At 63.2% G+C, this 20,180-nt stretch carries 23 protein-coding genes; 16 read left to right on the top strand and 7 right to left on the bottom strand.

The window, feature by feature from the left end; translation table 11 throughout:
- Nucleotides 1-25: 25 nt before the first annotated feature.
- Nucleotides 26-184 (bottom strand): hypothetical protein, encoded by a 159-nt coding sequence (locus BSY16_RS32395; RefSeq protein WP_171902406.1) that lies wholly within the window; start codon nucleotides 182-184, stop codon nucleotides 26-28.
- A 72-nt stretch (nucleotides 185-256) separates the two neighbouring features.
- Here BSY16_RS32395 and BSY16_RS10285 point away from each other — a divergent pair, with 72 nt between their 5' ends.
- Nucleotides 257-1,162: a LysR substrate-binding domain-containing protein gene (locus BSY16_RS10285; protein WP_069059564.1), complete on the top strand. Its 906-nt coding sequence runs from the start codon at nucleotides 257-259 to the stop codon at nucleotides 1,160-1,162.
- Here BSY16_RS10285 and tldD read toward each other — a convergent pair.
- Entirely contained in the window at nucleotides 1,159-2,574 is a 1,416-nt protein-coding gene (gene tldD, locus BSY16_RS10280) for a metalloprotease TldD (protein WP_069061488.1), read from the bottom strand. The two genes, BSY16_RS10285 and tldD, sit on opposite strands and share 4 nt — an antisense overlap.
- 78 nt (nucleotides 2,575-2,652) lie before the next feature.
- Nucleotides 2,653-3,183 (bottom strand): invasion associated locus B family protein, encoded by a 531-nt coding sequence (locus tag BSY16_RS10275; protein WP_069059563.1) that lies wholly within the window; start codon nucleotides 3,181-3,183, stop codon nucleotides 2,653-2,655.
- A 407-nt stretch (nucleotides 3,184-3,590) separates the two neighbouring features.
- Between BSY16_RS10275 and coxB the strand changes: the two genes are divergently transcribed.
- From coxB to rnhA, 12 genes are all read left to right on the top strand, one after another.
- Nucleotides 3,591-4,475 carry a cytochrome c oxidase subunit II gene (gene coxB, locus BSY16_RS10270; protein WP_069059562.1) on the top strand — a complete coding sequence of 295 codons (885 nt, stop codon included), beginning with the start codon at nucleotides 3,591-3,593 and terminating at the stop codon, nucleotides 4,473-4,475.
- 19 nt (nucleotides 4,476-4,494) lie between these two features.
- The gene (gene ctaD, locus BSY16_RS10265) at nucleotides 4,495-6,162 is read left to right on the top strand and encodes a cytochrome c oxidase subunit I (protein WP_069059561.1); all 1,668 of its coding nucleotides are present in this window, start codon (nucleotides 4,495-4,497) and stop codon (nucleotides 6,160-6,162) included.
- Nucleotides 6,163-6,228: 66 nt separating this feature from the next.
- Complete coding sequence (locus tag BSY16_RS10260) at nucleotides 6,229-7,170, top strand: heme o synthase (protein WP_069059560.1); 942 nt, start codon at nucleotides 6,229-6,231, stop codon at nucleotides 7,168-7,170.
- A 2-nt stretch (nucleotides 7,171-7,172) separates the two neighbouring features.
- On the top strand, nucleotides 7,173-7,313 hold the full coding sequence (locus tag BSY16_RS31925) for a cytochrome c oxidase system small membrane protein (RefSeq protein ID WP_150129925.1): 141 nt from the start codon (nucleotides 7,173-7,175) through the stop codon (nucleotides 7,311-7,313).
- A gap of 2 nt (nucleotides 7,314-7,315) precedes the next feature.
- Nucleotides 7,316-7,921 carry a cytochrome c oxidase assembly protein gene (locus BSY16_RS10255; RefSeq protein ID WP_069059559.1) on the top strand — a complete coding sequence of 202 codons (606 nt, stop codon included), beginning with the start codon at nucleotides 7,316-7,318 and terminating at the stop codon, nucleotides 7,919-7,921.
- Between the two features lie 58 nt (nucleotides 7,922-7,979).
- Nucleotides 7,980-8,858 (top strand): cytochrome c oxidase subunit 3, encoded by an 879-nt coding sequence (locus BSY16_RS10250; RefSeq protein ID WP_069059558.1) that lies wholly within the window; start codon nucleotides 7,980-7,982, stop codon nucleotides 8,856-8,858.
- Between the two features lie 168 nt (nucleotides 8,859-9,026).
- Nucleotides 9,027-9,410 (top strand): DUF983 domain-containing protein, encoded by a 384-nt coding sequence (locus tag BSY16_RS10245; protein WP_069059557.1) that lies wholly within the window; start codon nucleotides 9,027-9,029, stop codon nucleotides 9,408-9,410.
- Between the two features lie 16 nt (nucleotides 9,411-9,426).
- On the top strand, nucleotides 9,427-10,179 hold the full coding sequence (locus BSY16_RS10240; protein ID WP_069061487.1) for an SURF1 family protein: 753 nt from the start codon (nucleotides 9,427-9,429) through the stop codon (nucleotides 10,177-10,179).
- Nucleotides 10,180-10,219: 40 nt separating this feature from the next.
- Nucleotides 10,220-10,585 (top strand): DUF1304 domain-containing protein, encoded by a 366-nt coding sequence (locus BSY16_RS10235; protein ID WP_069059556.1) that lies wholly within the window; start codon nucleotides 10,220-10,222, stop codon nucleotides 10,583-10,585.
- Nucleotides 10,586-10,588: 3 nt separating this feature from the next.
- Nucleotides 10,589-11,596, top strand: a complete 1,008-nt coding sequence (gene ispH / locus BSY16_RS10230) for a 4-hydroxy-3-methylbut-2-enyl diphosphate reductase (RefSeq protein ID WP_069059555.1) — start codon at nucleotides 10,589-10,591, stop codon at nucleotides 11,594-11,596.
- A gap of 63 nt (nucleotides 11,597-11,659) precedes the next feature.
- A complete protein-coding gene (locus BSY16_RS10225) occupies nucleotides 11,660-12,625 on the top strand; it encodes a homoserine kinase (protein WP_069059554.1) in 966 nt (321 codons plus the stop codon).
- A complete protein-coding gene (gene rnhA, locus BSY16_RS10220; RefSeq protein ID WP_069059553.1) occupies nucleotides 12,622-13,062 on the top strand; it encodes a ribonuclease HI in 441 nt (146 codons plus the stop codon). Before BSY16_RS10225 ends, rnhA begins: the two co-directional genes overlap by 4 nt.
- Nucleotides 13,063-13,096: 34 nt before the next feature.
- On the opposite strand, the gene BSY16_RS10215 is transcribed toward rnhA, so the two are convergent.
- Both BSY16_RS10215 and BSY16_RS10210 read right to left on the bottom strand, forming a co-directional pair.
- Nucleotides 13,097-13,582 (bottom strand): peroxiredoxin, encoded by a 486-nt coding sequence (locus tag BSY16_RS10215; RefSeq protein ID WP_069059552.1) that lies wholly within the window; start codon nucleotides 13,580-13,582, stop codon nucleotides 13,097-13,099.
- A gap of 72 nt (nucleotides 13,583-13,654) precedes the next feature.
- Nucleotides 13,655-14,440, bottom strand: a complete 786-nt coding sequence (locus BSY16_RS10210; protein WP_069059551.1) for a protein-disulfide reductase DsbD domain-containing protein — start codon at nucleotides 14,438-14,440, stop codon at nucleotides 13,655-13,657.
- A gap of 173 nt (nucleotides 14,441-14,613) precedes the next feature.
- On the opposite strand from BSY16_RS10210, the gene BSY16_RS10205 reads away from it, so the two are divergent.
- The 3 genes from BSY16_RS10205 to BSY16_RS10195 all read left to right on the top strand — a co-directional run bounded on the left by BSY16_RS10205 (nucleotide 14,614) and on the right by BSY16_RS10195 (nucleotide 16,686).
- Nucleotides 14,614-15,219, top strand: a complete 606-nt coding sequence (locus BSY16_RS10205; RefSeq protein WP_069059550.1) for a YqgE/AlgH family protein — start codon at nucleotides 14,614-14,616, stop codon at nucleotides 15,217-15,219.
- A 92-nt stretch (nucleotides 15,220-15,311) separates the two neighbouring features.
- Complete coding sequence (locus BSY16_RS10200) at nucleotides 15,312-15,503, top strand: CsbD family protein (protein WP_069059549.1); 192 nt, start codon at nucleotides 15,312-15,314, stop codon at nucleotides 15,501-15,503.
- Nucleotides 15,504-15,618: 115 nt separating this feature from the next.
- The gene (locus BSY16_RS10195; RefSeq protein WP_069059548.1) at nucleotides 15,619-16,686 is read left to right on the top strand and encodes a zinc-binding metallopeptidase family protein; all 1,068 of its coding nucleotides are present in this window, start codon (nucleotides 15,619-15,621) and stop codon (nucleotides 16,684-16,686) included.
- Between the two features lie 13 nt (nucleotides 16,687-16,699).
- On the opposite strand, the gene BSY16_RS10190 is transcribed toward BSY16_RS10195, so the two are convergent.
- Together BSY16_RS10190 and BSY16_RS10185 are read right to left on the bottom strand one after the other, a co-directional pair.
- Nucleotides 16,700-17,101, bottom strand: a complete 402-nt coding sequence (locus tag BSY16_RS10190; protein ID WP_069059547.1) for a VOC family protein — start codon at nucleotides 17,099-17,101, stop codon at nucleotides 16,700-16,702.
- Nucleotides 17,102-17,167: 66 nt separating this feature from the next.
- Nucleotides 17,168-20,026, bottom strand: a complete 2,859-nt coding sequence (locus tag BSY16_RS10185; RefSeq protein WP_286157214.1) for an EAL domain-containing protein — start codon at nucleotides 20,024-20,026, stop codon at nucleotides 17,168-17,170.
- Nucleotides 20,027-20,180 lie beyond the last annotated feature (154 nt).

Below are 20,180 nucleotides of genomic sequence, written 5' to 3'. Positions count from 1 at the left end.
GGTCTTTCTTGTCGTTTCCTGGCCGTTATCGCATCCGGTCGGTATCCGATGGGTTAACAACGGCTTTCCTGTGGCGCGGCGGTGCCGCCCGCCCGGACTGGAAGGTGAGGATGCGAACCACCTCCATCATGATGGTTGTGACAGCGTCGAACATTGTCTCGTTCTCCATGCGTTTGAACTGCATGGATTGTCCGCCCGCTTGCCTCTTTCGCTCAAACGAGTTTATCGTCGATCTCGAATGACTTGAGGTTATGCGATGAAACGCGGACGGCTGCCCCTGACGGCGCTGAGAAGTTTCGAGGCGGCGGGCCGGCTTGGAAGTTTTACGCTTGCCGCCGACGAACTGCTGGTGTCGCAGGCCGCGGTCAGTCGGCAGGTGAAGGAGCTGGAGGCCGAACTCGGCAAGCAGCTGTTCGAGCGGCGCCACCGCAACGTCCGCCTGACACCGTCCGGCCGCGCACTTCTCGACGTGCTGTCCCGCGCCTTCGATGCCATGGATGCCAGCCTGTCGGAAATCCGCGGTCGCCGGGGTGGCGGGCTACTGGAAATCAGTGCCGAACCCTCCTTCGCCGCCTGCTGGCTCGTGCCGCATCTCGACGATTTCCATGCCGACCATCCCGAGATCGACGTCGTGGTCGATTCCGACGCGCGGCTTATCGAGTTCCGCACGCAGGATGCCGAGATCGCCATTCGCCACGGGGCGGATGCAAAGGCCTGGCCGCGGGCCGTAGCCGACCATCTGGCAGATGTGGAAATGGTGCCGGTGATGATGCCGTGCCTGCTGGCGGATGGCCCGCCCCTGAACGAACCCGCCGACCTTCTGGCCTACACCCTGTTGCACGAGGAGAACCGCAGCGCCTGGCAACACTGGTTTGCCACCGCAGGTCTGCCGGACGCGGCCCGCGGGCGCGCCCAGATTTTCACGGAGGGCAATCTGGTGCTGCAGGCGGCCCTTCGCGGCCACGGCGTCGCCTTGGTCGACCGGTCCTTCGCCGCCGAGGATTTGGCCGAGGGCCGCCTGGTGCAGCCCTTCGACATCTCGATTCCCTTTGGCGCCTATTGGCTGGTCGCCCGTGACTTCAAACGCCTGTCACCGGAGGCGCGTGCCTTCCGGGAATGGCTGTTGCAGAGTTTTGGCGTAGGAGGCGGGGAGGGCGTTTAAGCCTTCGTCCCACCCACCGTGATCTGGTCCATCCGAAGATGCGGCTGGCCAACACCGACCGGCACCCATTGGCCGGCCTTGCCGCAATTGCCGATGCCGGTGTCGAGCTTGGTATCGTTGCCGACCATCGAGACGCGGCGCATGGCGTCCGGGCCGTTGCCGATCAGCATGGCACCCTTGACCGGTGCCGTTACCTTGCCATTTTCGATCAGGTAGGCTTCTGTACAGCCGAAGACGAACTTGCCCGATGTGATGTCCACCTGGCCGCCACCAAAGGAGACGGCATAGATGCCGTTCTTCACCGAGGCGATGATCTCGTCCGGCGTCTTGTCGCCGGAGAGCATGTAGGTGTTGGTCATGCGCGGCATGGGGCGATAGGCATAACCCTGCCGGCGGCCGTTACCGGTCGCCTTCATGCCCATCAGGCGGGCATTCTGCCGGTCCTGCATATAGCCGACCAGTTTTCCGTCCTCGATCAGCACATTGTAGGCCGACGGGGTGCCTTCATCATCGACCGTGATCGAGCCGCGCCGGTTGTCGATCGTGCCGTCGTCGACGACGGTGACGCCCTTGGAGGCGACCTGTTCGCCAAGCAGGCCGGCGAAGGCCGAGGTCTTCTTGCGGTTGAAGTCGCCCTCCAGGCCATGGCCGACGGCCTCGTGCAGCATCACGCCCGGCCAGCCGGAGGCCAGCACCACATCCATCGTGCCGGCCGGCGCCTCGACGGCTTCGAGATTGACCAGCGCCTGGCGCAGCGCATCGTCGGCGCCCGCCCGCCAGCTTTCCTGGGTTAGGAAGGCGTCGAAGGTCGTGCGTCCGCCGATGCCGTAGCTGCCGGTCTCCTGCCGGTCGCCTTCTCCGGCGACGACGGAAATGTTGATGCGGGTCATCGGGCGCACGTCGGTGACGCGGTGTCCGTCGGCGCGCAGGATGTTGACGACCTGCCAACTCGCGGCAATCGAGGCCGTCACCTGCCGCACCTTCGGATCCTTGTCGCGCAGATAGGCGTCGATCTCGGTGAGCAGCGCCACCTTCTGCTCGAAGGTCGGCGCGCCGATCGGGTTGTCCTGGGTGTAGAGCTGGCGGTTCGTGCCCTGCGGCGCATCCGTATAGTCGCCGGAGTAACCACGCGTAACGGCACCGGCCGCATCGGAGGCCCGCTTCAGCGCGGCGAGTGTCATCTCGCCGGAATGCGCATAGCCGACCGCTTCGCCGGCAACGGCGCGCAGGCCAAAACCCTGGTCGGTGTTGAAGCTGCCCCCCTTGAGGCGGCCATTGTCGAAGGAGAGCGACTCGGCCTGCGCGTGCTCGAGGAAGAGCTCGCCGTCGTCCGCGTTTTTCAGCGTCTCCCGGAGCATCGCCTGCACGGACGCCTCGTCGGCATCGAAGAGGGAGAGGAGGTCGGTGTTCATGAGAGGCTCCGCAAGCATTTATGTACGGGCTTCATGTAAGTCCCCCGGCGGCGGGCGGCAAGCCCGCCGGGTGATTGCTTACGGCAGCGCGTCGTAGCCCTCGCCGAAACCCTTGAGGTCGACGGGGATGCCGATGCCTTCTTCCGGCGACTGGAAGACGATGAAGGTGGCGGTCGCGCCCGAGCGGAAGGTCTTCAGGAGTTCGTCTTCGAGAACCACTTCCGCGTAGCAGCCATCGGCGAAGCAGCGGACGAAGTAAGCGCGCCCGATATCCTTGCCGTCGACATTGAGGCCAAGCCCGTTCGGCAGCAACACGCCAAGGGGAGCCAGCACGCGAAGGATCTTCGCCTTGCGGTCGGCGGTCTTGAGGACGACGACGGAGAGGCCGAGTTCCGGGCGGTCTTCAGCCAGCACGTTCTGCATCAGCGCGCACTGTTCGCCGGAGGCGCCGGCGGGCTGATCGCAGACGATCGACCAGGCACCATGGTTCGATTTCACCGTGCCGGGCTGCTGGGCCACTGAGGCGGACGGAAGCGCCGCGGTGCCGAGCCCGAGCGCGGCGAGGCCAAATGCCGCCCGGGACAGCCGGGAAAGGGAAGAAAAACCCATGAAAACCTCGAAAATCTCGAATCAGTCGCGGTATATTTGAAGGGGCGGCGGTGAAATGAAAAGCCCCAAGCGCTCCTTTCCGATTGATTGAAGGCGGAAATTGGACCTGGCGCGGACACTTTATAATATAGCGCGGCCCCGCTGTGTCGGCCGTATGCTGCCGCAGCACGAATCGGCGAGGGAAGGGGCTCCGGGCGGGATCGCCGCGGCCAAACCTTTCATGCTATAGGGAAATGTGAAGAAACTGTGGGGTTCCGCCCTAGGCTTTTGCTTTTGCGCAAAAATGCCGCATGGGGGGTCGTCCATGGCGGTTGCGGCGAGCATGAAACTGTGGTTTTAAGCACTCAGTATAGCAGGGATTCTGCGCGCCTGTTTGATCCCAATCAAACGCCTTGGGGAGATACGTTGTGAAAAACAAAGCTTTTGCAGTTCTGGCCGCTCTAGGCTGTCTGCTCTTTGCTTCGACCGCTTTCGCTGATCAGCCGTTCGAGTGGCAGAAGGGCCTCCAGCCCCCCGCAACCTCGATCATGGAAGAGATTCGCTGGTTCGAGCAGTACACACTCTGGTTTATCGTACCGGTCACCCTGCTGGTCCTCATCCTGCTCATCATCGTCGTCGTGAAGTTCCGCGAAAGCGCAAACCCGGTCCCGTCCAAGACCAGCCACAACACGGCGATCGAAATCGTCTGGACGCTCGGTCCGGTCGTTGCTCTGCTGTTTCTGGCGGTTCCCTCCTTCCAGCTCCTCAACAAGCAGCTTGCGCCCACCGAAGAGCCGGAATTGACCATCAAGGCGACCGGCTTCCAGTGGTACTGGGGTTATGAATACCAGGTCGGCGAAAGCCCGCTCTCCTTCGACAGCCTGCTCCTGCAGGACGGCGACCGCGCCAGCGCCGGCAAGGAAGACAAGTCGGTCTATCCCCGTCTTCTCGCCGTCGACAACGAACTCGTCGTTCCGGTCGGCAAGCATGTCCGTCTCCTCGTCACCGCCGCCGACGTGATCCACGCCTACGCCATGCCGTCCTTCGGCATCAAGATCGATGCCGTTCCGGGCCGTCTCAACGAGACCTGGTTCAAGGCCGATCGCGAAGGCCTGTTCTACGGCCAGTGTTCCGAGCTCTGCGGCAAGGACCACGCATTCATGCCGATCGCCATCCGCGTCGTCTCGCAGGAGAAGTACGATACCTGGCTTGCTGCCGCCGCGACGAATGTCGGCGAGGCAAACAAGGCCCTGATGGCGTCTGTCGACGGTGCGGACAAATCCGTCAACGTCGCCCAGAACGCCGCGCAGTAATTCCAAGGGAGTCTGATCCATGGCCGGAACATCCGCTGCCCACGGCGATCACCACGATCACCACGAACACAAGCCGCTCACCTTCTTTCAGCGTTGGTTCCTCTCGACCAACCACAAGGACATCGGCACCCTCTACCTGATCTTCGCGATCTGTGCGGGCATCATCGGCGGCACGCTGTCGGTGGTGATGCGCATGGAACTGCAGGAGCCGGGCATCCAGATCTTCCACGGCCTGGCCTCGATGGTCTACGGCTTCGAAGGTGATGCTGCCATCGACGGCGGCAAGCACATGTTCAACGTCTTCACGACGGCACATGCGCTTATCATGATCTTCTTCATGGTCATGCCGGCCCTCATCGGCGGCTTCGCCAACTGGATGGTGCCGATCATGATCGGCGCGCCGGACATGGCGTTCCCGCGCATGAACAACATCTCGTTCTGGCTGATCATCCCGGCCTTCCTGCTCGTGCTGCTCTCGATGTTCGTCGAAGGTCCGGCGGGTGGTTATGGCGCAGGCGGCGGCTGGACGATCTATCCACCATTCTCCACTGCGGGCCAGCCCGGTCCTGCCATGGACTTCGTGATCCTCGGCCTGCACATTGCCGGCGCGTCCTCGATCCTCGGTGCGATCAACTTCATCACCACGATCCTGAACATGCGCGCTCCGGGCATGACGCTGCACAAGATGCCGCTCTTTGCCTGGTCGGTTCTGATCACCGCCTTCCTGCTTCTGCTCTCGCTGCCGGTTCTGGCAGGCGGCATCACCATGCTGCTCACCGACCGCAACTTCGGCACGGCCTTCTTCGCGCCGGAAAACGGTGGTGACCCGATCCTCTTCCAGCACCTTTTCTGGTTCTTCGGTCACCCGGAAGTGTACATCCTGATCCTGCCCGGCTTCGGCATCGTCAGCCACATCGTGTCGACCTTCTCGAAGAAGCCGATCTTCGGCTATCTCGGCATGGCCTACGCCATGGTCGCCATCGGCGCCGTCGGCTTCATCGTGTGGGCGCACCACATGTACACGGTCGGCATGTCGCTCGACACGCAGCGCTACTTCGTCTTCGCCACGATGGTCATCGCGGTTCCGACGGGCATCAAGATCTTCTCGTGGATCGCGACGATGTGGGGTGGTTCGATCCGCTTCACGACGCCGATGGTCTGGGCGATCGGCTTCATCTTCCTGTTCACCGTCGGTGGCGTCACGGGCGTTCAGCTCGCCAACGCCGGCCTCGACCGTGCCCTGCACGACACCTACTACGTGGTTGCCCACTTCCACTACGTTCTGTCGCTCGGCGCCGTCTTCGCCATCTTCGCAGCCTGGTACTACTGGTTCCCGAAGATGACCGGCTACATGTACTCGGAATTCCTCGGCAAGCTGCACTTCTGGGTGATGTTCGTGGGCGTGAACCTCGTGTTCTTCCCGCAGCACTTCCTCGGCCTCGCCGGCATGCCGCGCCGCTACATCGACTATCCGGATGCATTCGCCGGCTGGAACGCGGTTTCGTCCTACGGTTCGTACATCTCGGCCTTCGGCGTCCTGATCTTCCTCTTCTGCGTCTTCGAAGCCTTCGCCAAGAAGCGCGTCGCTGGCGACAACCCGTGGGGTGAGGGTGCAAACACGCTGGAATGGCAGCTGTCTTCGCCGCCGCCGTTCCACCAGTGGGAACAGCTCCCGAAGATCAAGTAAGATCTTTCAACACTTGGGCCGCCGGCAACGGCGGCCCTGTCACTACCAAGAGACGACGGAAAGAACATGGCGGTCATCGAGCATCACGATACAGCAGCGGGCAGCGGCGAGGTCTATCTCTCCGAAGCATCGCCGCGTGACTTCTTCGAACTGCTGAAGCCGCGCGTCATGTCGCTCGTCGTCTTCACGGCCTTTGCCGGCCTGGTCGTTGCACCGGGCACGATCAATCCGTTCATCGGTGCCATAGCGATCCTCTGTATCGCCGTGGGCGCCGGTGCATCCGGTGCCCTGAACATGTGGTACGACGCGGATATTGATGCGATCATGACCCGCACGGCCACCCGTCCCATTCCCTCCGGCCGCATCCGCCCGGAAGAAGCGCTCGCCTTCGGCCTGACGCTCTCCGCGTTTTCGGTCGCGATCCTCGGTCTTGCCGTCAACTGGCTTGCCGCTGGCCTGCTCGCCTTCACCATCTTCTTCTACGCCGTCGTCTATACGATGTGGCTCAAGCGCTCGACGCCGCAGAACATTGTCATCGGCGGTGCTGCCGGCGCCTTCCCGCCGATGATCGGCTGGGCCTGTGTCACCGGTGGCGTCTCGATCGAGAGCACCGTCCTCTTCCTCATCACCTTCCTCTGGACGCCGGCGCATTTCTGGGCGCTCGCGCTCTTCAAGATGCGCGACTACGAGGCCGTCGGCGTGCCGATGCTGCCGAACGTTTCGGGCGAGTGGACGACGAAGGTGCAGATCCTGATCTATGCCGTCCTGACCGCCGTCATCGCCGTCGTGCCGACCTTCCTCGGCTTTGCGAGCCTCGGCTACGGTCTCTTTGCCGCAGGGCTTGGCCTCGGCTTCGTGTGGTATTCTGTCGGCGTGTTGCGCATGCCGGAAGGCGACCGCGCGATGGTGCCGGCCAAGAAACTGTTTGCCTTCTCCATCGTCTATCTGTTTGCGGTCTTCTCCGGCCTGATGGTCGATCACCTGATCGCGTCATTCGGATGGGTATAGTCATGGAAACGGTAAATCTCACGGAACGCCAGAAGAAGTCTCGCCGCGGCCGCAACATTGCGCTCGGCGTGGTGCTGCTGGGCCTCGTCGTGCTGTTCTACATTGTCACGCTGGTGAAGTTCGCCGGCGGAATGGTGGGCTGAACATGAGCGAGACGAAAAAGACTGAAAAGACGAGAATGGGCAACGGCGCGGTCGTCGCGATGTGCTGTTCCTTCGTCATCGGCATGGGCGCAATGGCCTATGCCGCCGTGCCGCTCTACGAAATGTTCTGCAAGGTGACGGGTTACGGCGGCACGACGCAGCGCGTCGAACAGGCGTCCGATGTCATCCTCGACAAGAAGATCAAGGTGCGTTTCGACGCCAATGTCGGCCCGGGCCTAGCCTGGACTTTCGAGCCGGTGCAGCGCGAAGTCGAGATGAAGATCGGCGAGACCGTGCAGATCATGTACAAGGCTCGCAACATGGCCTCGACAGCGACGACCGGCCAGGCGACGTTCAACGTCACGCCACAGGCCGCCGGCGCCTATTTCAACAAGGTCCAGTGCTTCTGCTTCACCGAAACGACGCTGAAGCCGGGCGAGGAACTGATCATGCCCGTCGTCTTCTTTGTCGATCCGGAGATCGTCAAGCCGGTCGAGACCAAGGGCATCCACACGATCACGCTGTCCTATACCTTCTATCCGCATGAGGCGTCGAAGCCGGTGGTTTCGGCTGTGGACGTGAAGACGGACAACGCGAACAAGCTTTGAAATACATACGTTTCCGGCTATGCCGGGAGCCGAACGCGATATATTCGGGGATAAGCAAATGGCCGATGCGCATCAGAAGAAACACGACTACCACATCATCGACCCCAGCCCGTGGCCGCTTCTCGCCTCCATCGGCGCCTTTGTCATGGCGCTCGGCGGCATCGGCTACATGCGCTACATTTCCGGCGGCGCGTTCCACCTGTTCGGTGCCAACCTCGCCAATCCGTGGATCTTCTACATCGGTCTCCTGATCGTGCTCTACACCATGTACGCCTGGTGGGCGGACACGGTGAAGGAAGCGCATGAGGGCCACCACACCCGCGTCGTCGCGCTGCACCTGCGCTACGGCATGATCATGTTTATCGCCTCCGAAGTGATGTTCTTCGTCGCCTGGTTCTGGGCCTTCTTCGACGCCAGCCTGTTCCCGGGCGAAGCCATCCAGGCTGCGCGCGTCGAGCATACCGGTGGCGTCTGGCCGCCGCAGGGCATCGAGGTCCTCGATCCCTGGCACCTGCCGCTCTACAACACCGTCATCCTGCTGCTTTCGGGCACCTGCGTGACCTGGGCGCACCATGCGCTGCTGCACAATGACCGCAAGGGCCTCACCAATGGCCTCGCGCTGACGGTCGTTCTCGGCGTGCTGTTCTCCTTCGTTCAGGCCTACGAATACGCCCATGCACCGTTCGCCTTCAAGGATTCGATCTACGGCGCGACCTTCTTCATGGCGACCGGCTTCCACGGCTTCCACGTTCTGGTCGGTACGATCTTCCTGATCGTCTGCCTCATCCGCGCCATGCGCGGCGACTTCACCCCGAAGCAGCATTTCGGCTTCGAGGCCGCCGCCTGGTACTGGCACTTCGTTGACGTCGTCTGGCTCTTCCTCTTCTTCTCCATCTACATCTGGGGTGGTTGGGGCGCGCCGATCGCTCATATGTGATCAGCCGATACGAGACTTCCGAACGGCCGCAGCGATGCGGCCGTTTGCTTTTGGGGCACTGCCCGGCCGCTTTGTCGCAGCTTTTCGGTTGGACGCGGCGCCACGCGGGCGCTACCTATCGGGAATGCGGCCGTTAGGCCGGAAGACCTGTTTGATTGGACTTGCATCATGGACGAGGACAAGGCGCTCTTTCCGCCCGTCGATCCCTTCAGCGCCGGCGCGCGCGGCTGTTGCCCGCGCTGCGGCCAGGGCAAGCTGTTCGACGGCCTGCTGAAGGTGCGGCCGGCCTGCACGAATTGCGGGCTCGACTATTCCTTCGCCGATTCCGGTGACGGCCCGGTCGTCTTCGTGCTGCTGATCGTCGGTTTCATCGTCGTCGGTGCAGCACTGTGGGCGGAGGTGAATTACGGCCTGCCGATGTGGCTGCATTTCATCCTGTGGGTTCCGCTGGCGATCGGCCTTGGCCTGTGGCTGACACGCATCCTCAAGGGCCTGCTGATCACCCTGCAATACAAGAACAATGCCCGGCCGGGCGAGATCGACCGTGGCTGAGGTGCCGGCAGCCCATATGCCGCGCAAGGGCAGGGGTGGAGGCAAGGGCAAGGCGATCCTGGCCGGTATCGCCTTCCTCATCGCGCTGGCCATTCTGCTTGCGCTCGGCACCTGGCAGCTCCAGCGCCTGCACTGGAAGGAACAGCTCCTCGCCGACATGGCCGAGCGCCGCATCGCGGCCCCGGCGGTGCTTGCCGATATCGAGGCGATGGCGGCGAAGGGCGAGGACATCGAATACCGCCCGGTCACCGCGACGGGCGTCTTCGCCAACAACCGGGAACGCCACTTCTTCGCCACCTGGCGTGGCCAGACCGGCTATTACGTCTATACGCCGCTCCAGCTAGCCGACGGCCGCTTCCTCTTCGTCAACAGGGGGTTTGTGCCCTTCGAGGCGAAGGAGCCGGAGATGCGCAAGCAGGGCCAGTTGACGGGCGAGCAGACCGTGACCGGTCTCGCCCGCGCCCGCCTTGCCGAAAAGCCGTCCTCCATCGTGCCGGACAACGATCTTTCCAAGAACATCTTCTACTGGAAGGACCTCGGCGTCATGGCGTCGAGCGTCGATATCCCGGCCGACAAGCTGGTGCCGTTCTTCGTCGATGCCGGCGATGCGCTGAACCCCAAGGGTCTGCCGATCGGCGCCGTCACCCAGTTCGACCTGCCGAACAACCACCTGCAATACGCCGTAACCTGGTACGGCCTTGCCGCAGCGCTCGTGGGCGTCGCGCTCTACGCGCTCTTCCGGCGAAAAGACGATCGCCCGACGTCCTGAAATGTCTTAGAAAAGGCGAGGGGACAAAAGGGGCAAAGACATGCAGACACTCGCGACCATACTCGTGGCGATCATCGCCCTCGAACACGTCTACATCCTCGTCCTCGAAATGTTCCTCTGGACGACGCCCAAGGGCCTCAAGGCCTTCGGCATGACGCCGACGCAGGCGGAGGCCACAAAGGTACTCGCCGCCAACCAGGGCCTCTATAACGGCTTCCTCGCCGCCGGCCTGTTCTGGTCGCTCGTCCACCCCGATCCGGCCTTCGCCTACCAGATCAAATTGTTTTTCCTTGGCGCGGTCGTGGTCGCCGGCCTATATGGGGGCGCAACGGCCTCGCGGAAAATTTTCGTCATCCAGGCGCTTCCCGCGGCCATCGCCCTTGTTGCTGTCCTGATTGCCGGATAACCGATGCGCATGATTGAAAACCGTTCGGACTTGACCATCAGGCTGTGTGGCCCGCGTGGCTTCTGCGCTGGCGTCGACCGCGCCATCCAGATCGTCGTGCTGGCGCTGAAGGCCTATGGCGCGCCGGTCTACGTGCGCCACGAGATCGTGCACAACCGCTATGTCGTGGAAGGCCTCGAGGCCAAGGGGGCGATCTTTGTCGAGGAACTCGACGAGATCCCGGAAGAACACCGCAAGCAGCCGGTCGTCTTCTCCGCCCATGGCGTGCCGAAGTCGGTTCCGGCAGATGCCGAGAGCCGCAACCTGTTCTATCTCGACGCGACCTGCCCGCTCGTCTCCAAGGTCCACAAGCAGGCGATGCGCCACCAGCGGCTTGGACGCCACGTCGTGCTGATCGGCCATGCCGGCCATCCGGAGGTCATCGGCACGATGGGCCAGCTGCCGGATGGCTCCGTCGACCTCATCGAGACTGTCGAGGACGCTGATAGATACGTGCCGCCGGATCCGGACAATCTCGGCTTCGTCACCCAGACGACGCTCTCCGTCGATGATACGGCCGGCGTCATCAAGCGCCTGCACGAGCGCTTCCCGAATCTCACCGCACCCGCCGCCGATTCGATCTGCTACGCCACCACCAACCGGCAGGAGGCCGTCAAGCAGGCTGCGCCCGGCTGCGACCTCTTCCTCATTGTCGGTGCGCCGAACTCGTCGAATTCCAAGCGCCTCGTCGAAGTGGCGCTCAGGGCCGGTGCCACGAAATCCGTGCTGGTGCAGCGCGCCTCGGAAATCGACTGGGAGACGATCGGCGATATCAGAACCGTCGGCCTGTCGGCTGGCGCATCTGCGCCGGAGGTCATCGTCAACGAGATCATTGAAGCGTTTCGCGCCCGCTACAATGCGGTGGTGGAGCTTGCCGATACGGTCGAGGAAAACGAACACTTCCTCGTCAATCGCGAGCTGCGCAGCATTGAACTCACCTCCGCCGACATGGCCTTCGTCAATGGGGAGTGAAGCCGCGAACACGTGTTTGCCGGCCTCCACCCCTGATTTCACCCCGCAAGCCTGAGAGCCGCCGTGGCCGTCTATACCGACATCACCGAAGACGATCTTTCCCGCTTCCTGACGGCCTATGACGCCGGCACGCTGACGTCCTACAAGGGCATTGCCGAGGGCGTGGAGAACACCAATTTCCTGCTGCACACCACGAAGGGCGCTTTCATCCTGACGCTCTACGAAAAGCGCGTCGACCGCAGCGACCTGCCGTTCTTCCTCGGCCTGATGCACCATCTGGCGGAGCGTGGCCTGTCGTGCCCGCTCCCGCTGCCACGCAATGACGGCGCGCTGCTCGGCGAACTCTCCGGCCGCCCGGCCGCGATGATTTCCTTCCTCGAAGGCATGTGGCTGCGCAAGCCCGCGGCACAACATTGCCGCGAGGTCGGCCGCGCGCTTGCCGAAATGCATCTGGCGGGAGAAGGCTTCGAGATCACCCGTAAGAACGCGTTGTCCGTCGGCGGCTGGCGTCTGCTCTGGGATAAGTCGGCCGATCGCGCCGACGAGGTGGAAAAGGGCCTGCAGGACGAAATCGCCGGCGAACTGGCATTGCTGGAAGCGAACTGGCCGAAGGATCTGCCCGCCGGCATCATTCATGCCGATCTCTTCCCGGACAACGTGTTCTTCCTCGGCGACGAGCTGTCCGGCCTGATCGACTTCTACTTCGCCTGCAACGACCTGCTCGCCTACGACGTCGCCATCTGCCTCAATGCCTGGTGCTTCGAGAAGGACGGTGCGTTCAACCTCACCAAGGGCATGGCACTGCTCGCCGGCTACGAAAGCGTGCGTCCGCTCTCCGATGAAGAGGCTGCCGCGCTACCGCTCCTAGCGCGAGGCTCGGCGCTGCGCTTCTTCCTGACGCGGCTCTACGATTGGCTGATGACGCCGCCCGGCGCGCTGGTCGTGAAGAAGGACCCGCTCGAATATCTGCGCAAGCTGCGCTTCCACCGGCAGGTCGCAAACCCTGCGGAATACGGTCTTTCCCGATGAAACATGTCGATATCTACACAGACGGCGCCTGCTCGGGCAATCCGGGTCCCGGCGGCTGGGGCGCGGTGCTGCGCTACGGCGACGTCGAGAAGGAACTCTCCGGCGGCGAGGCCCAGACCACCAACAACCGTATGGAGCTTTCTGCGGCCGTCGCCGCGCTCGACGCGCTGAAATCGCCCTGCGAGGTCGATCTCTACACGGACTCGAAATACGTCATGGACGGCATTTCGAAGTGGATTTTCGGCTGGAAGAAAAACGGCTGGAAGACCGCCGACAAGAAACCCGTCAAAAACGGCGACCTCTGGCAGGCCCTCGACGCGGCACGTCTGCGCCACAAGGTCGAATGGCACTGGGTAAAAGGCCACGCCGGCCACCCGGAAAATGAACGCGCCGACGAACTCGCCCGCACCGGCATGGCGCCGTTCAAGCGGGGGTGACGGAGGGCGCTGCCGCCCCCCGCCAAAAGCTGGCTCAAAGCTGCTCGATCATCGCCGCAGCGCCTGAGACAGTCGCCTGGCCGGGGCTTTCCTCGACGTTCAGGCTCTTCACCACACCATCTTCGACGAGCATGGAGTAGCGCTTGGAGCGAACGCCCAGCGTGCCGGCGGAGAGGTCGACATCCATGCCGAGCGCCTTTGTGAAGGCGGCGTCCCAGTCGGCGAGGAAACGCAGCTTGCCGGCGCCGCCGGTCGAGTTGGCCCAGGCGCCCATGACATGATGGTCGTTGACGGCGACGACGGCGATGTCGTCGACGCCCTTGGCGAGGATGGCGTCACGGTTTTCGAGATAACCGGGCAGGTGGTTCAGCGAGCAGGTCGGCGTGAAAGCGCCCGGAACGGCGAAGAGCACGACGCGCTTGCCCTTGAACAGGTCTTCGGTCGAGATTTCAGCGGGACCGTCCGGCGTGCGCTCCTTGAGCTTGAGGGCGGGCAGCTTGTCTCCAACGGCAATGGTCACGAGGCGTCTCCTGTCAGATCGTTCGTCATGGCGGGCGGCCGGAAGGCCGTGCGACGGGACTATAGGCGACAGTCATTCGATGGCAAGCGGGCTTTCCATCGTCTTGTCGCCGGCGCGCAGGGTCAGCTGGATCGGGTTCTTCGCGAGGTCGAAGACTTTCGGCCTGTGCAGCACCGGTATGTCCGAAACAAGCGCGTCGCCATCGCGGCGGACCGGGCCGGCGGCGCCGAACTCGAAAGGTGCGCCGGATAGGAAGACATCCGGCATCGGTCCGTTCGCCGGCGCCTCGAAGTGCACCGTCACCATCTTGTTGTCCGCCGACCATTGGCCGGAAAGGGGCCGGAAGCCATCTTCCGCGCCACCGGGAAGTGTCGCTTCGGCACCGGCGATCGCGGTCTCCTCGAGCGGATTGGCAAAACTCTCCGCGCTGGCATCGGCCGTCAGTTCGGCCTGCACGGGAATACAGATTTCCTTGCACACACCGAGGAAGACCGTCGCCTTGATCGCCCCGTCCGCCTTGTCCAGCTTCATCGGCAGGCGAACCGGTTTGTCATAGCCGATGTAGTGGTTCTCGACGTCTCCCAGCCGTTTCGGTGCGGGAAAGCCGACCGAGACGAGATTCGCTCCCGTCACGACAATCGATGGTGGAATGCCGCTGCCGCCCGGATCGCGCCAGTAGGTCTTCCAGCCGTCGTGCAGGCGAATGTCGAGCATTGCGCGCACCGTGCCGTCCGTCGCTGCCGGCAGCGTGACGAGGCGCACGTCGCCGCCCGGCGTCTCGACCCAGGCAGAGGTCGCGGCCATTGCGGCGGAGGGCAGGAAAAGCAGGGCGAGGGCGGCGGTTTGCAGGCGTTTCATGCATCCACATCTAGCGCCGGACCCCGCCGCTTTCCAGCAGCAAACGCTCGCGCGTCAATCATAAAAGCTTGATCGTGCATCTCGCCGCCGGTCGTTCTCCTCGGGGGCCGGTCTTCCGCATGGGCGAAAAGAACGCTTTTCATTTGCCGGCGCTTTGATAGGCTATCGGCATTATGGCTATGTCGGTTCTGAAAAACAGACGAGAACGCGGCTTCCTTGACGGTCAGTTCCTGATCGCCATGCCGGGCATGGCCGACGCAAATTTCGCCCGCACGGTCATCTATATCTGCGCCCATTCGGATGATGGCGCGATGGGTTTCATCATCAACCGGCCGCAGCAATTGAACTTCTCCGACGTGCTGCTGCATCTCGATATCGTCGAAGAAGACGAAGTCATCCGTCTGCCCGGCACGACACGCGATTTCCCGATCCGCGCCGGCGGCCCGGTCGAGAGCGGCCGCGGCTTCGTGCTGCATTCGGACGACTACATGTCCGAATCGAGCATTCCTGTCAGTGACGACATCTGCCTGACGGCGACGCTAGATATCGTGCGCGCCATTTCGCGTGGGCGCGGGCCGCAGCGCGGCTTGATGATGCTCGGTTATGCCGGCTGGGGCGCCGGGCAGATCGAAAACGAGATCGGTGCCAATGGCTGGCTGTCCTGCCCGGCGCAGGAAGAGATGATCTTCGACAAGAACCTCGACAGCAAATACGAGCGTGCGCTCGGCCTCATGGGCATCAAGCCCGCCATGCTGTCGGCCGAAGCCGGTCACGCCTGATCACAGCAGTCCGGATTTCCCTGGAACTTGTTGGCGCCTGCGTCGTTGTCCTGCCGCGTGGAAAACACGCCTCGAACAACAGGAGTACGACGGTGGGTAGCACGAGCGACAAGATCAAGGGCACGGCAAACGAACTCGCTGGCAAGGCCAAGCAGGCCGCCGGTAAGGCGACAGACAATCCGAAGCTGCGCGCAGAAGGCGCTGGCCAGGAAGCCAAGGGCAAGACCCAGAAGGCTGTCGGCAAGGCCAAGGATGCCGTCAAGGGCGCGGTCGATCGCCTCTGATCGACATCGGGATGACACGACGGTGTCATCCAGCATTCGCGACTGAAGAATACCCGTATCGCCATTGGTCGATGCGGGTATTTTGCAAGAGGCCATACCGCAATTTGGGAACGCCATGAAACTCTTCACCTGCACGACCTGCGGCCAGACCATCCATTTCGACAATCGTGTCTGCGTGCGCTGCGGCTCCTCCCTCGGTTTCCTCGCCGAGGACGTGACGCTGCATGCACTGGTGCCGGAGGGCGACGGTTTCTGGAAGATCGCGCCGGGCGAGGGCGTCTATCGGTTCTGCGAGAATGCCGCGCACGACGTCTGTAACTGGCTGCTGCCGGCCGACAGTTCCCATGCCTTCTGCCAGGCCTGCCGGCATAACCGCATCGTGCCGACCACGGACCCGAAGGGGTTGGAGCGCTGGCGGCGCATCGGCGGGGCACAGCAGCATCTGTTCTATTCCATTCTGCGCTGGGGGCTGCCGCACCCGACGCGCGAGGAGGATCCGAACGGCGGTCTGGTCTTCGATTTCCTTGCGGACGAGGTGGACTTGAACGGCAACGTCGTCAACGCCGCCATGACCGGCCACGAGGACGGCCTCATCAGCCTGCGCGCGGCGGAGGCTGATGACGAGGTGCGCGAAAGCGTTCGCGTCTCCATGGGCGAGCCATACCGTTCGCTGCTTGGCCATTTCCGCCACGAGATCGGGCATTTCTACTGGGCGCTGCTGGTTCGAGACGATGCGACGCTGGAGGAGGCGCGCCGCCTCTTCGGTGACGAGCGCGAGGACTACGCGGCCGCCCTGCAACGCAACTACGAGCAGGGGCCGCCTGCCGACTGGTCATCGAATTTCATCAGCACCTATGCAAGCGCGCATCCGGCAGAGGACTTCGCCGAGTGCTGGGCGCATTTCTTCCACATCGCCGATACGCTGGAAACCGCGCGTGCCTTCGGCCTCAACACGGACCCCAGAGGCCACGAGGAGCTGGAAGCCGAAGTCAACTTCGATCCCTATCGCGCGCCGAATGCCGGCCGCCTCGTCGAAGCCTGGATCCCGCTCAGCGTCGCCCTCAACGCCATCCAGCGTTCCATGGGACAGCCGGACAGCTATCCGTTCGTGCTGCCGCCGCCGGTCGTGGAGAAGCTGGATTTCATCAACCGGCTGGTGCGGACGGCGGGCGGTAGAAACTAGCCGGCGGCGAAAATCAGGACTTTTGCGAATTGTCCGGAGACGCAAGATCTTGCGGCTCGCCGATCTCGACCGCGTGCCCGTCCGGATCATAGAACCGGAACACGCGTTGCCCCCATGCCTGACGCTCGATGGGGTGTATCAGCTCCACATAGGGCGCGATGGCCTCGAAGGCCGCGTCGACATCGTCGTGCTCGAAATACAACAACAGATTTCTTCGACCGTAGGGCTCTTCCGTCGCAAACTCTTTTCGCCAGACAGTTTGTTCGAGCGACCGCCCCTCATGGATGGCAAAGCCGGTCTCAAAGAGGACGAAGTTCCCAAAATCTTCCCGTACTTTTAGGCCGAGCCTCTTTTGGTAAAATTCCTTGGAACGGCTGATGTCGCGCACGAAAGGGATTGGGTTGATAAACTGCATCGCATTCGTCCCGCGGCGTTCTGGTCTCGCGACGAAGCGCAGGGTGCACGCAAAGCGGCCGCGCCGTTACGCCCGCTTCATCAGTGGAAAGCGCTCTTTCAGCAGCCGCAGGACCGAGTCGTAGCCGATCGGCGGACCGAACAGATAGCTCTGGCCGAACTCGCAGCCCATATTGCCGAGCTCGATTGCGTCTTCTTCCGACTCGATGCCTTCGGCAACGACCTGCATCTCCAGCTCGCGCGCCATGGAAATGACGGACCGCAGCAGCACGGAGCGCTTGTCGGAACCGTCGCGCACCAGCGCCTTGTCGATCTTGATCGTGTCGAAGGGGAAGCGGGTGAGGTAGGAGAGCGAGGAGTGGCCCGTGCCGAAATCGTCGAGCGCCAAGCCGAGGCCGACATCCTTCAGCTTAGTGAGGATCAGGCGGGCCTGTTCGGCATTCTCCATCACGACGGATTCGGTGAGTTCCAGCTTGATCTTCTGCGGCTCGCAGCGCGTCTTGGCGAGCACGGCGCGCACGTCGTTATAAAGTTCGTTGTTGAGCAGCTGCGCACTCGACACGTTGACCGACACGAAGACCGGCAGGTCACCGGTCTGGAGCTGCCAGTCCATCAGGTCGCTTGCCGCCTTGTCGATGGCGAACAGGCCGAGCTGGCCGATCAGGTCGGACGATTCCGCGATCGGAATGAATTCGGTCGGCGAAATGTTGCCGCGCTTGGGATGATCCCAGCGCATCAGCGCCTCGAACCCAGCAATCTCGGCATCCGACAGACGCACGATCGGCTGGTAGACGAGGGAGAGTTCCTTGCGCTCGATGGCGCGGCGAAGGTCCGTCTCGATCTGCAGCCGGTCGGCACCGAAGGTGCGGAAGGCCGGGCGGAACGGTTCCACGCGGTTGCCGCCGGCCTTCTTCGCCCGGTACATGGCAAGTTCGGCATCGTTCAGCAGGCCTTGCGCGTCCTCCTGCTGGTCGACCCAGGAAACGAGGCCGATCGACGCCGTCAGGATGATTTCGCGACCGCCGAAATTGATCGGCACCATGATCGCCTTGCTGACCGCATCGGCAAAATCCGCAACCTTGGCGGGGTCGCGCTCGGACATCAGGATCAGGCCGAACTGGTCGCCGGCGAGCCGCGCCAGCGTATCCTGCGGCTTGAGCAGGCGGCGCAGGCGGCGGGTCAGCGCGATCAGGATATTGTCGCCGGCGGCAATGCCGAGCGCATCGTTGACCTGTTTGTAGCGGTCGATATCGATGGTCAGCACCGTCGGACGTACGGCTTCGGAGCTCGCGGTCAATGCCAGGACCGCCTGCAGGCGATCGAGGAAGACCTGGCGGTTCGGCAGGCCGGTCAGGTTGTCGTGCAGCGCGTCCTGCAGCAGGCGGTCGACGGAATTGCGCTGCTCGGTGATGTCGATGATCGTGCCGACGCAGCGGATGATCTCGCCATTGGCGCCGAGCACCGGCCGGGCGCGGATCGACAGCCAATGATAATGGCCATCCTCGGCACGCACGCGGAACTGATGGTTGAGCCGGCCCTTGCGGTGTTCGAGCAGCACGTCGAGCGTCGCGCGGAACCGGTCGCGGTCGTCCGGGTGCAGGCGCGGCAGCCAGTTGCGCGCCGGCCCATGCATGACGCCGGGGGCGAGGCCGAGCTGGATCGAGATGTCGGGAATGGTGACGACGCGGTCGCGCGCCACGTCCCAGTCCCACACCGTATCGCCCGAACCTGTCAGCGCCAGCGACTGGCGCTCGAGATCGGAGAACAGGCCCTGGCTATAGGCGCCACCGGCAAAGGCATGCTGCATCACCGTGAAGCCGATGAGGAGCACGATAAGCACGAGGCCGCCGCCGAGTGCCGGCTGGATGATGTCGTTGTTGAGCTGGCCTGTCACCGTCAGCCAGGCGCCGAACAGCCAGACGAGGATCAGCGCCCAGGCGGGCACCAGGAGGATGGCGCGGTCATAGCGGTTGAAGCCGAGATAGGCGATCAGCACGATGCCCACCGTACCGGTCAGTGCGAAGGAGAGACGCGCAATGCCGGACGCGATCGGCGGGTCGTAGATCGCGACGCCGAACAGCAGGCCGAGGCCGAGGATCCAGGCGAGCGTCGCATAGGACAGATGCGCGTGCCAGCGGTTGAGGTTGAGATAGGTGAACAGGAAGACGACAAGGCCGGCAGCGAGGAACACCTCCGTGCCCGCGCGCCATATGCGCTCGTCGCCTGCCGTGATGCTGATGAGCTTCGACAGGAAGCCGAAATCGACGCAGATATAGCCGAGCACCGCCCAGGCAAGCGCCGCCGTCGCCGGCAGCATGGAGGTGCCCTTCACCACGAACAGGATGGTGAGGAACACGGCGAGCAGGCCGGCAATGCCGAGCACGATGCCGCGATAGAGCGTGAAGGCGTTGACCGTGTCCTTGTAGGCATCCGGCTGCCAGAGGTAGATCTGCGGCAGGTCGGGCGTGGCAAGCTCGGCGACGAAAGTGACGACGGAACCGGGGTCGAGCGTGATGCGGAAGACGTCGGCTTCCTCGCTCGGCTGCCGGTCGAGCGCAAAGCCCTGGCTCGGCGTGATCGAGATGATGCGCTTGGCACCAAGGTCCGGCCAGAAGATCTTCGACTGCACGAGACGGAAATGCGGCGCGACGATCAGGCGGTCGATCTGCTCCTCGGAGACGTTGGCGAGCGCGAAGACGGCCCAGTCGCCCTGATGATCCTCGGAGGTGGCGCGCACCTCGATGCGCCGCACGATGCCGTCCGTGCCCGGCGCTGTGGACACCTGGAAGGCTTCGCCCCGGCCGGTATAGATCTCGGTGGTCGCGGTAAGGTCGAGTGCGGTGTCGTCACGCGAGATTTTCACCGGCTCGACCGCAAGCGCGCGCGCTACCGGCATGCCGGCGAAGAGCATCGTTGCGAGGAGCATGAGGGCGAGCAAGCGGCTGGCACGCAGCGTTTGCAGCACGAATGAAGACGTCATTGAAAGCGCATTGTCCTTAGGTACTGCCCAGTCCTGTCGCGCCGTGTGCTCCAGCTTTGTTTACGCAATTCCGGATGCAAACCGCACAAGCGCTTTTGCC

This window comes from Sinorhizobium sp. RAC02 (genome assembly GCF_001713395.1).
Taxonomy (GTDB): Bacteria; Pseudomonadota; Alphaproteobacteria; order Rhizobiales; family Rhizobiaceae; genus Shinella.
This window is presented reverse-complemented; position numbering and strand designations above follow the sequence as displayed.

What these genes read in the sequence shown, in the direction of transcription:
- BSY16_RS10235 (WP_069059556.1), top strand. Translation starts at nt 10,220, where the DNA reads ATGCAGACACTCGCGACCATACTCGTGGCGATCATCGCCCTCGAACAC.
- BSY16_RS10250 (WP_069059558.1), top strand. Translation starts at nt 7,980, where the DNA reads ATGGCCGATGCGCATCAGAAGAAACACGACTACCACATCATCGACCCC.
- ctaD (WP_069059561.1), top strand. Translation starts at nt 4,495, where the DNA reads ATGGCCGGAACATCCGCTGCCCACGGCGATCACCACGATCACCACGAA.
- BSY16_RS10260 (WP_069059560.1), top strand. Translation starts at nt 6,229, where the DNA reads ATGGCGGTCATCGAGCATCACGATACAGCAGCGGGCAGCGGCGAGGTC.
- ispH (WP_069059555.1), top strand. Translation starts at nt 10,589, where the DNA reads ATGCGCATGATTGAAAACCGTTCGGACTTGACCATCAGGCTGTGTGGC.
- BSY16_RS10210 (WP_069059551.1), bottom strand. Translation starts at nt 14,440, where the DNA reads ATGAAACGCCTGCAAACCGCCGCCCTCGCCCTGCTTTTCCTGCCCTCC.
- rnhA (WP_069059553.1), top strand. Translation starts at nt 12,622, where the DNA reads ATGAAACATGTCGATATCTACACAGACGGCGCCTGCTCGGGCAATCCG.
- BSY16_RS10205 (WP_069059550.1), top strand. Translation starts at nt 14,614, where the DNA reads ATGGCTATGTCGGTTCTGAAAAACAGACGAGAACGCGGCTTCCTTGAC.
- BSY16_RS10185 (WP_286157214.1), bottom strand. Translation starts at nt 20,026, where the DNA reads ATGCTCCTCGCAACGATGCTCTTCGCCGGCATGCCGGTAGCGCGCGCG.
- BSY16_RS10255 (WP_069059559.1), top strand. Translation starts at nt 7,316, where the DNA reads ATGAGCGAGACGAAAAAGACTGAAAAGACGAGAATGGGCAACGGCGCG.
- BSY16_RS10285 (WP_069059564.1), top strand. Translation starts at nt 257, where the DNA reads ATGAAACGCGGACGGCTGCCCCTGACGGCGCTGAGAAGTTTCGAGGCG.
- BSY16_RS32395 (WP_171902406.1), bottom strand. Translation starts at nt 184, where the DNA reads ATGCAGTTCAAACGCATGGAGAACGAGACAATGTTCGACGCTGTCACA.
- BSY16_RS10275 (WP_069059563.1), bottom strand. Translation starts at nt 3,183, where the DNA reads ATGGGTTTTTCTTCCCTTTCCCGGCTGTCCCGGGCGGCATTTGGCCTC.
- BSY16_RS10195 (WP_069059548.1), top strand. Translation starts at nt 15,619, where the DNA reads ATGAAACTCTTCACCTGCACGACCTGCGGCCAGACCATCCATTTCGAC.
- BSY16_RS10245 (WP_069059557.1), top strand. Translation starts at nt 9,027, where the DNA reads ATGGACGAGGACAAGGCGCTCTTTCCGCCCGTCGATCCCTTCAGCGCC.
- tldD (WP_069061488.1), bottom strand. Translation starts at nt 2,574, where the DNA reads ATGAACACCGACCTCCTCTCCCTCTTCGATGCCGACGAGGCGTCCGTG.
- BSY16_RS10240 (WP_069061487.1), top strand. Translation starts at nt 9,427, where the DNA reads ATGCCGCGCAAGGGCAGGGGTGGAGGCAAGGGCAAGGCGATCCTGGCC.
- BSY16_RS10190 (WP_069059547.1), bottom strand. Translation starts at nt 17,101, where the DNA reads ATGCAGTTTATCAACCCAATCCCTTTCGTGCGCGACATCAGCCGTTCC.
- BSY16_RS31925 (WP_150129925.1), top strand. Translation starts at nt 7,173, where the DNA reads ATGGAAACGGTAAATCTCACGGAACGCCAGAAGAAGTCTCGCCGCGGC.